Origin of the sequence: Bradyrhizobium retamae (assembly GCF_001440415.1) — a bacterium.
Classification (GTDB): Bacteria; Pseudomonadota; Alphaproteobacteria; order Rhizobiales; family Xanthobacteraceae; genus Bradyrhizobium; species Bradyrhizobium retamae.
Window position 1 is genome coordinate 23,415 of the sequence record NZ_LLYA01000189.1, and the last position, 7,631, is coordinate 31,045.

Annotated in this window: 6 protein-coding genes and 3 pseudogenes; 5 read left to right on the forward strand and 4 right to left on the reverse strand. The window is 59.8% G+C overall.

Going from position 1 to position 7,631, the window contains the following annotated elements:
- The first annotated feature begins 10 nt into the window (after positions 1 to 10).
- Positions 11 to 1,714 (forward strand): hypothetical protein, encoded by a 1,704-nt coding sequence (locus CQ13_RS46000; protein WP_245309456.1) that lies wholly within the window; start codon positions 11 to 13, stop codon positions 1,712 to 1,714.
- Between the two features lie 462 nt (positions 1,715 to 2,176).
- On the opposite strand, the pseudogene CQ13_RS47350 reads toward CQ13_RS46000, so the two are convergent.
- The 3 genes and pseudogenes from CQ13_RS47350 to CQ13_RS43655 all read right to left on the reverse strand — a co-directional run.
- Positions 2,177 to 2,452 (reverse strand): annotated as a pseudogene (locus CQ13_RS47350) (DUF6544 family protein); the annotation flags it as partial.
- A gap of 98 nt (positions 2,453 to 2,550) precedes the next feature.
- Positions 2,551 to 3,903: an oxygen-independent coproporphyrinogen III oxidase gene (hemN, locus tag CQ13_RS31940; protein WP_057846781.1), complete on the reverse strand. Its 1,353-nt coding sequence runs from the start codon at positions 3,901 to 3,903 to the stop codon at positions 2,551 to 2,553.
- A gap of 336 nt (positions 3,904 to 4,239) precedes the next feature.
- A complete protein-coding gene (locus tag CQ13_RS43655; protein ID WP_156434030.1) occupies positions 4,240 to 4,413 on the reverse strand; it encodes a hypothetical protein in 174 nt (57 codons plus the stop codon).
- Between the two features lie 465 nt (positions 4,414 to 4,878).
- Here CQ13_RS43655 and CQ13_RS43660 point away from each other — a divergent pair.
- Positions 4,879 to 5,050: pseudogene (locus tag CQ13_RS43660) on the forward strand (IS3 family transposase); the annotation flags it as partial.
- 841 nt (positions 5,051 to 5,891) lie between these two features.
- Here CQ13_RS43660 and modA read toward each other — a convergent pair.
- Positions 5,892 to 6,485: a molybdate ABC transporter substrate-binding protein gene (gene modA, locus CQ13_RS31950; RefSeq protein WP_082637764.1), complete on the reverse strand. Its 594-nt coding sequence runs from the start codon at positions 6,483 to 6,485 to the stop codon at positions 5,892 to 5,894.
- A 406-nt stretch (positions 6,486 to 6,891) separates the two neighbouring features.
- Here modA and CQ13_RS47355 point away from each other — a divergent pair.
- From CQ13_RS47355 to CQ13_RS47360, 3 genes and pseudogenes are all read left to right on the forward strand, one after another.
- Positions 6,892 to 7,076: pseudogene (locus CQ13_RS47355) on the forward strand (zincin-like metallopeptidase domain-containing protein); the annotation flags it as partial.
- Between the two features lie 6 nt (positions 7,077 to 7,082).
- On the forward strand, positions 7,083 to 7,427 hold the full coding sequence (locus CQ13_RS44735) for a DUF3363 domain-containing protein (RefSeq protein ID WP_057846785.1): 345 nt from the start codon (positions 7,083 to 7,085) through the stop codon (positions 7,425 to 7,427).
- The coding region (locus CQ13_RS47360; RefSeq protein WP_430649727.1) for a response regulator transcription factor at positions 7,417 to 7,631 on the forward strand (215 nt) is incomplete at its 3' end. The genes CQ13_RS44735 and CQ13_RS47360, both read left to right, overlap by 11 nt.

Below are 7,631 nucleotides of genomic sequence, written 5' to 3' on the forward strand. Positions count from 1 at the left end.
GACACCATGATTGACCATTGAGAGCCGCGGGGCAGTCTCGTTTTTTGCGAATGTGGCGATGCATTACTTCACGAGCGACGGCCTCGTCAGGTTTTCGAAAGCTTGCCCGAGTAAGGTTGCTCAGGTGATTTGTAAACGTGAGGCTGGGATGGACCCGCACAATTTTGACTCATTCAATGTAAGAGGTTGGCCGCAGGTAGAGCCCCCCGTCTCGCACGAGCCTGAAGCGAGCTACGTCGGCCAAGGGGCCTTTGAGCAGCAATTGCACCAGGCGCGCCCAGCCGGTGCCGCGATGCCCGATCGGGGGCCGCGCGGTGGCCTCCGTCCCAATGTGTCTAGCGACGGCCAGCAGTCCCCCAACGGGCTGATGGGTGCAATTGCCAGGAGCAACATCCTGCCAAGCGAGGAGGTCCTCATCAACGATGAGCGCGATACAGCTGGGTTGAGAGCAGCGAAGAGGCCGAGGACCACAAATAATCCGCAAGACGTTGCCATTGAGCGGCAGCTGAGCGAGATCGCCAATTCAGGTGAAGGTGGTGGAGCAATGCCGCCAGCCTCGGCGCTGCGCCCGGCTCAGTCAACGGGGGTTGTGATACGGCACGACAGGCAGCCTCTTTATTCCGAGGATGCTCCCGCGATTTTGGGGCTTGGGGAGGCCCTCATCAAGGGCGGGACCGCCAAAGGCACTGCCCAGCAGTATGTAAGTTCTCTTCTTGGCTTTAGCCGCTGGCTCTTCGCAAAAAAGAAACCGAGCATTGTTGCTCGGCTCGACAGTAATTCGCTGAACAGCAATGGCAGTGACGTGCATGAGTACATCGGAAACGGTAATCAGAGGCTCATTAGGGCATTAGACCATCTCCGGACCTTGCGGTCAGGAGCCGTGCCGATCATACGCCGCGCCACGCGGAATCCTTACGCCCCGAACGTGGCCCTCATCAATCCCGAAGAGGCGGTAGTGATGGAGCCGAGGCGCGTCGGCGCCACCGCTGCGCAGCACAGCGCGTCGCAGAAAGCTGACACTCGACGAGAGGAGCTTCAGGGACGGCGGGATAATCAATCCGCCCCGTCGGCTTTCGTCCAAGAGAACGTCGCGTTCTATCCAGAGCAGATTGCTCCGGAGGAGCTTCGGCGAGTGCTGGATCATCTGAATGATCAATCCATCCCATCCCCAGTCTCAGTCCCTTCAGCGGAGCTTGAGCGACTGGAAAGGGACTTGCATGACGAGCTTCGCGGAAGACAGGACGATCACGCTGCCCAGTCGCTCTCCGTCGATCCAGAAGAGTTTACTTTCAATCCAGAGCAGTTCTCTCCAGGCGAGCTTCAGCGAATGCTGGATGATCGATCCATCCCGTCGCCAGTCCCCGCCGGTCCAGAGTACTTCGCTCTAAATCCAGAGCAGTTCTCTCCGAAGGAGCTTTGGCGGCTACTGAATGCTGATGAACCCGCGCCGTTGGGAGTGGCATCTAGTTCAGGCCCGGCAGATCAGTCGGCTTGCGAGCCGGGTCCGCTGCCGAATCTATCAATGTACCTCCCCGTGGACTTCCAGCACGGCCCCCATTGGGCGTCGGAAGACTTCATGCAAGGAATGCGCTTGCATAACCTGCTGCCGAGTGCGTCTCAGCCGGAGACAAAGTTTCCTCTCAACGGCGTGAACTACGCGGCCACATTAGGGCCGGCAGGCCGTGAGGATCAGGTTTTTCTGCGCCCAACATGAACACCGGATTGCCGTGCGGCAAAAAGGACGTATGAAAGCGGCGCTCGATCAGCCGCCGCTTCCATTCCATGTGTTGGCTTGCTTGAAGATCGTTCCTGGCAGAGGAATCAAGATCGTCTTGGCGCGCGGCATCTGGGACTCGTTCTCCCACTGACGATCGGGTCGTAGCATTGGGCGAACACCAGACGAGCGCCGAGAGCACGGATGCGCTCCATCAGGTCGCGCTGGCCGGAATGATGATCGCGCGCCCGCTGTAGGACTGCGGCGCCTCACGGCCAAACGCCTCGCCGGAAGACGCGCCCTCGAAACTTTGTTGGCGGCCTCCAAGGTTGTTTCGGTGGAAATCCCGAAAAGTGGATAATGGCCACCTCGAAGTGCCGGTTGATGATCTCGGCAACATCATCGGACCATTTGTTTCGCCCGTAAAACTGGTGACGCTCTAGGGGCAAGCGGAAATATTCCGAATAGCCGAAGCTCCGAGCGGGTGCCGCGCGGGGACAGTTGGTCGACAACCGTTAGACACGACAGTGGGCCCGTCCGTGCGCGCCAGTCGAACGCGGTGGTCGCAAGCTCAATGGTATCGGTGGCCGAGAACCGCATCCAGGGCTTGCCCGGCCCCTCCGTCATCGTCCCATATTGGGTGAGGTGCACCCTGTCGGGCTTGCCGTCGGCGCCGAGCCGATTTGCAAGGGTGGCGACCTCCGCCGGGAGGTTCGTATCCGAAATGGATGCCTTCATGTCCCAGACATCTCCAAGGTTGGTCTTCACGCTCGGCTCCCCTGAACCGGGTGCGTCAAGGCGTCTGGCGGTCGGCTTGTGTGCAAAAAGCTCGGGCCTCAAACGGCTCGACTGTGCGCGCCGGCGGTGCGAGCCAGGTGTGCGTCGAAGGTCGACGCCACGCTGCGCACCAGAAACCTTGTCTCCTGGTTTACCCTCAGAACGTCGCTCTCCATGCTAACCACGCCGTCATCCAGCAGTCGCCCGAACCGATCTCGGTCAACCACGGCAGCTTCCGGATGTCGGCCGTGGCTGCGCGAGACACGACGAAGGTCGACGGCGAAATCGCACATGATCCGCTCGATAATGTCGGCGCGAAATCTGTCGTCCTCGGTAAACGAGTAACCCTTCGTCGTGGCCAAGCGACCTTCCGCCATGCGTTGCAGATAGTCGCGCGTCGAGACGGCGTTCTGGACGAAGCCCTGCGGCAGACTTCCTATCGCGCTGGCGCCGAGGCCGATGAGGACGTCGCCGCCATCGTCGGTGTAGCCCTGAAAATTCCTTTTCAGCCGTCCCTCGCGCTGCGCAAGGACCATGTTGTCGGTCGGCAAGGCGAAGTGATCCAATCCTATGCGGACATAGCCGGCGGATTCGAGCGCATCGGCGATGGCTTCGGACTGAAGATGACGCTCCAGGCTGTCGGGAAGGACGGCCTCGTCGATCTTGCGCTGATGCTTCTTGAACGAGGGGACGTGAGCATATCCGAAGACGGAGAAGCGATCGGGGCGCAACTCGACGCAGCGGGCCACGGTCGACAGACAAGATTCAACCGTCTGATGCGGAAGTCCGTAGATCAGATCGAAATTGATACCGCGTACCCCGACCTGGCGGAGCCGGCGCGCAGCGGTCGCCGTCTGTTCGAAGCTTTGAATGCGATTGATGGCGCGTTGCACCTTCGGATCGAAGCTCTGAACGCCGAGACTGGCGCGAGTGACGCCGCAATAGCCCAATGCCTGTGTCATCGGCTCGCTCAGGGTCCGGGGATCGATCTCGACGGCGATTTCTGCCTCCGGGACGACGAAGTAGCAATGCCGTAGCGCGCCGATTAGATCCACGAAGAGTTCAGGCGACATGATCGTCGGAGTTCCGCCGCCGAAGTGAATATGCGTCACACGCGCGCGATGCCGAAGGGCATCCGCCACCAACTGAGCTTCGCAGCGAAGCGCCGCCGCGTACACCGCGATCGGCTCGTTCCGTCGGGTGACGGATGTGTGGCAGCCACAGTACCAACACATGGAACGACAGAACGGGACGTGCAGATAGAGCGAGAGGGATCCGTGGGGGCCGACGGATTCAAGCCAGCTGCGGTAGGTATTTTCGTTGACAGTCGCCGAGAAATGCGGGGCGGTGGGATAGCTGGTGTAACGCGGGAGGCGTTCCTGACCGTAGCACGTCGCAAGTTCCGTCCGCATATTCTCATCCTTCGCGTGGACCGGAGCTGGATAGCAACGCTTGCCGGGCAGAACTTTGCGCTATCTCAACTCCGAGAGCGATGGGGGATGGCCGACCCTCGCGAGATGGAGTTAGTTCGCTTCTCCGCACTGTGGGGCATCCTGCAGCCTAGACAAAAAAGAGACTAGCCGTCGTTAGTGGCACCCTCCCGCCACCTCCGACGCACCGACGGGGCCCCGCGAGATCGCGCGCCATCGAGCAGTTCGGTTCGAGATCGGAAATCTGTTCCCTTCACTCAGGGGCTATGCGCGACTTTGCCTTACTTCTTGAAGCGCTTGAGCTAGTCACTCCAAGCCTTATCGGGGGCCTTTGATATCGTCCCGCAGCTTTGCCTTCTCAAGCGTAACGAGATCACCCAAGCCTTCGCAGGCAAATTGCGTTTCGCGGTGAAGCCATGGCATCGCTTTCTTGTATTCATGGCCGGAAGCAGGACGGAGAGCATTGACGTTAGCATCGTCACAAAGTGCCATGATTAAACTCCAGAAATACTGGACCGCATGCCTGAGGGAAAACGATTCTAGTCTAGGACGGAGAGGTCGGCTTCCGGGCGATGCCAAGGCTGGCACGTATTCGGCCTGACGCGGCCGCTGCGGAAGCCGCTATCGGCCCGCAGAACCTTCGGAATGAAAACGCCCCAACCGAGGGACCTTAGAATGGGTACCTCGGCCTCCATGAGGCTCTTAGGATTGACGATCCAAAGTAGGCGCTTCAGTTTCACTGCAGCCGTCGATTCCGACTTCCAGACCATCAACCCTGAGCGGCACAGGCCCTATCATCCGCAACCGCCGAGCAATAGGCGCGAAGCGCGCCGAAGCGCTCCCAGAAATGGGAGTTGCTTTTTAGCCAAATCAGTGATGAGGCGTCAGGCGGAGCCTAGGAGACTCTCGCCAATTGCGGAGGGAGGATTCTGGTTCATCGTAGCCACAGGAGCGAAGATGAAACAGAAATCCGGGCCGGCCAAAGCGCCGGCAGAACGAGTGCTAAAGGACATTCGGCGCCAGACGCCGACAGTATTCGGCGGAGGAGAAGATCCGCATCGCGCTGGAAAGACTGCGGGGCGAGGAGAATACGGATCGTTTCAGAAGACACGGAAAGGATTCGCCGATGTCCTCTGACGCTCTCGTGGCAGTCGAACGGCTGAGCAAATGCTATCATATTTTCGAATCTGCGCCCGATCGCCTTAAGCAATCGATAGTGCTCCGCTTGCAGCGGGCAGCCGCTCCGCTCGCCCGCATCACCGGCAAGAGCTTCACCCCGCGTCGCTACTACCGAGAATTTTGGGCTTTGCGGGACGTGAGCTTCACCGTTGGACCCGGCGAAAGCGGTGCGCGAAGTGGGACACTGTGAACTGCCGGCGCGTCCAGATCAAAAGCGCGCTTTGTGGTTCTGGAACAGCGTGGTCAACAACCGCCGGGCGTGCGTGTGTGGCGTTCGTTAACTTGCATACGCTGCATCGTGGGCCTCGTTCGGAGAAGCGTCAGTCGACGAGAGGGGTGTAGGCCAGAGGGCGTTTGCCAACGCGCCAACCATGTGGCGCTAGCTTTTGCTGCTTCGGTCACGCCATCTCGCTCATAAGAACGCCCCGACGACCCAGCGGATACCGGCCCAGAGGAGCGCGTTGAGGAGGATCGCCGCAAGCGGCCAAAAATTCCACGCTGTCCGCGGCTGCGAAGCATCAGGACGCAATGGCGATTGGCTTTACCGCCTTCAATCACGCGTGGTTTTGGTTTGCTCCAGTGGGTCATCCGTACCCTATCCCTGCGCTGCGCTATCGATCAGAGCCATGGCTAGGATCAGAGAAAAATCGAAGATCACCAAGCCAAGAGAACGGCGTGCAAATGCGGTAGGGCCACGGTCGTGAGGCTGGCGAGCCTGACCGTCAGCCTAGCCGACGGGCAGATGCCAGCCGAGACGATGTTCATGCGGTCCAACTCTGGTTCTCGGGCATCTAACCGTAGCGCTCGATGATCGCGTGAGCCTCCGGCCCTTTCGGAAAGTCAATGAAGCCCTGCGCCGCTTTGCTGTCGGCGCCGCTCTTCAATGGCGCGGCACCTCGCCGAATGGGTCTATCGAGCTCCTGCCGCATCAGCCAGCGCGAGGCGGCCTCATTGTCAACAAAGGCGAGCTCGTCATAGCCCGCCTCGTATTGATCGGCACGCGTGATATTCTCGCCCTCGACGCCCTTCGGATGTATGGTCTCATAAACGCCGGGCGAACTCACCGCCTCCACTGCGACTACGTCATAAAGCGTCGTGGCGGGATTGCAGATCGACAGTTCTGCGAAGGCCACCGACTTGGACATCTCCGCGCCATTCACGAAAACCGCAGGCTTCTTCCAAAGCACGAGCTTTCCGGTATTGCAGATGAGGCGGCTTTCCGGTACGGCGATCCCATCCACGACCAGCTCCTTTGGTCGCGCACCCTCGGCCGAGAGAAAGATCTGGAATGACGCGCCTTGCATAATTTGGCTATGACATTGGCCATTCGCGCCGAAGCTTAACGCCGCTTGATGACCAGGAGTCCGCTTGATGCTCGCGACTATCTCGTTGGTCGGGCTTCAACGCCGCATTGATCAGGGTCAATGAAGCAAGTCTCATTGTGAACTCCTGGGGCCAGCTCGCCACTTTTTTTGTGCGGCGGTTTTCATCTCAGCAATCGGCGTGCCGCACGCGAAGGCCTGCGGGCGTCGCTTGAAGAGAGAAAAACCACGTGTTTGCCGCAGCAGCCGCGGAATGACTTAGCTGCTGTAGTCGGGTTTCCCACATCGACGTCTTCAACCGGACACGACTGGTACGACAACATAGAAGGTAAATGACTCAGGTCGCCTCCGTGCCGGCAATTTGCCGCGTGATAGAGCCGCAGGTCGAAGCGCTGATCGCTGCGAGCGGCATCGATTTCCGGATTGGCGGTAATAAGCCTTTTACTGTCCTTCCGAGGACTACGTTCAGGTGCCGCAACCGGCTGCCTATTTCGAACTGATCAAATGGCATCGGACAGCGCTTCACGAATTGGCGCATGCCAGCGGCCATTCTACCCGTCTCAACCGCGATCTGTCAGGTGCTTTCGGTACGAAGAAATACGCTTCGAGGAGATCATCGCCGAGATAGCCTCGGCATTTTGCTGTGCCTCGCTCGGCATCGTGCCGACCGTGCGTCATGCCGATTACGTTTGCTCATGGCTCGCGGTGCTGTCATGGCAAAGGCTTGAAGATCTGCCGCAGGCGTTGGGGGCAATCTGGCTCGATCGCAGGCTCGTTGGGAAGGAGCCCGATGAGTTCGCGTCGACCGGCTTTGGCGCGGAAGTCGAGACGGCGCTCCGAACGAGACGGCAATGGCTGATCGAGCAGGGGCTGGCGCGAGAGGAAGGCGGACAGGTGCGTTTCGCGCGGAACATGCTCGAGGCGCGCGAGCTGGCGCGGATATCCGCTCGCACGGGCCTTGACCATGTCGATGCCAAGGTCGGCGACAACGTCAATGGCGTCTAAACTCTCCGAAAGTGAACTCACTCAGCGCGAGCGCCAATGCCTTGCATGGACTGCGCAGGGAAAAACAGTCGCGGATATCGCGGTACTGGTCCAGATTGCGCCGCGCACTGTCCTGTTTCATCTTGAGAACGCTCGCCGCAAGCTCGGTACAGCATCTATTGCCCAATGCGTCGCCGAGGCGCTGCGGCGCGGTTTGTTGTCCTA

Bases quoted from the DNA above. Each gene is read 5' to 3' on its own strand.
- hemN (WP_057846781.1), bottom strand. From the start codon at position 3,903: ATGCGGACGGAACTTGCGACGTGCTACGGTCAGGAACGCCTCCCGCGT.
- CQ13_RS43655 (WP_156434030.1), bottom strand. From the start codon at position 4,413: ATGGCACTTTGTGACGATGCTAACGTCAATGCTCTCCGTCCTGCTTCC.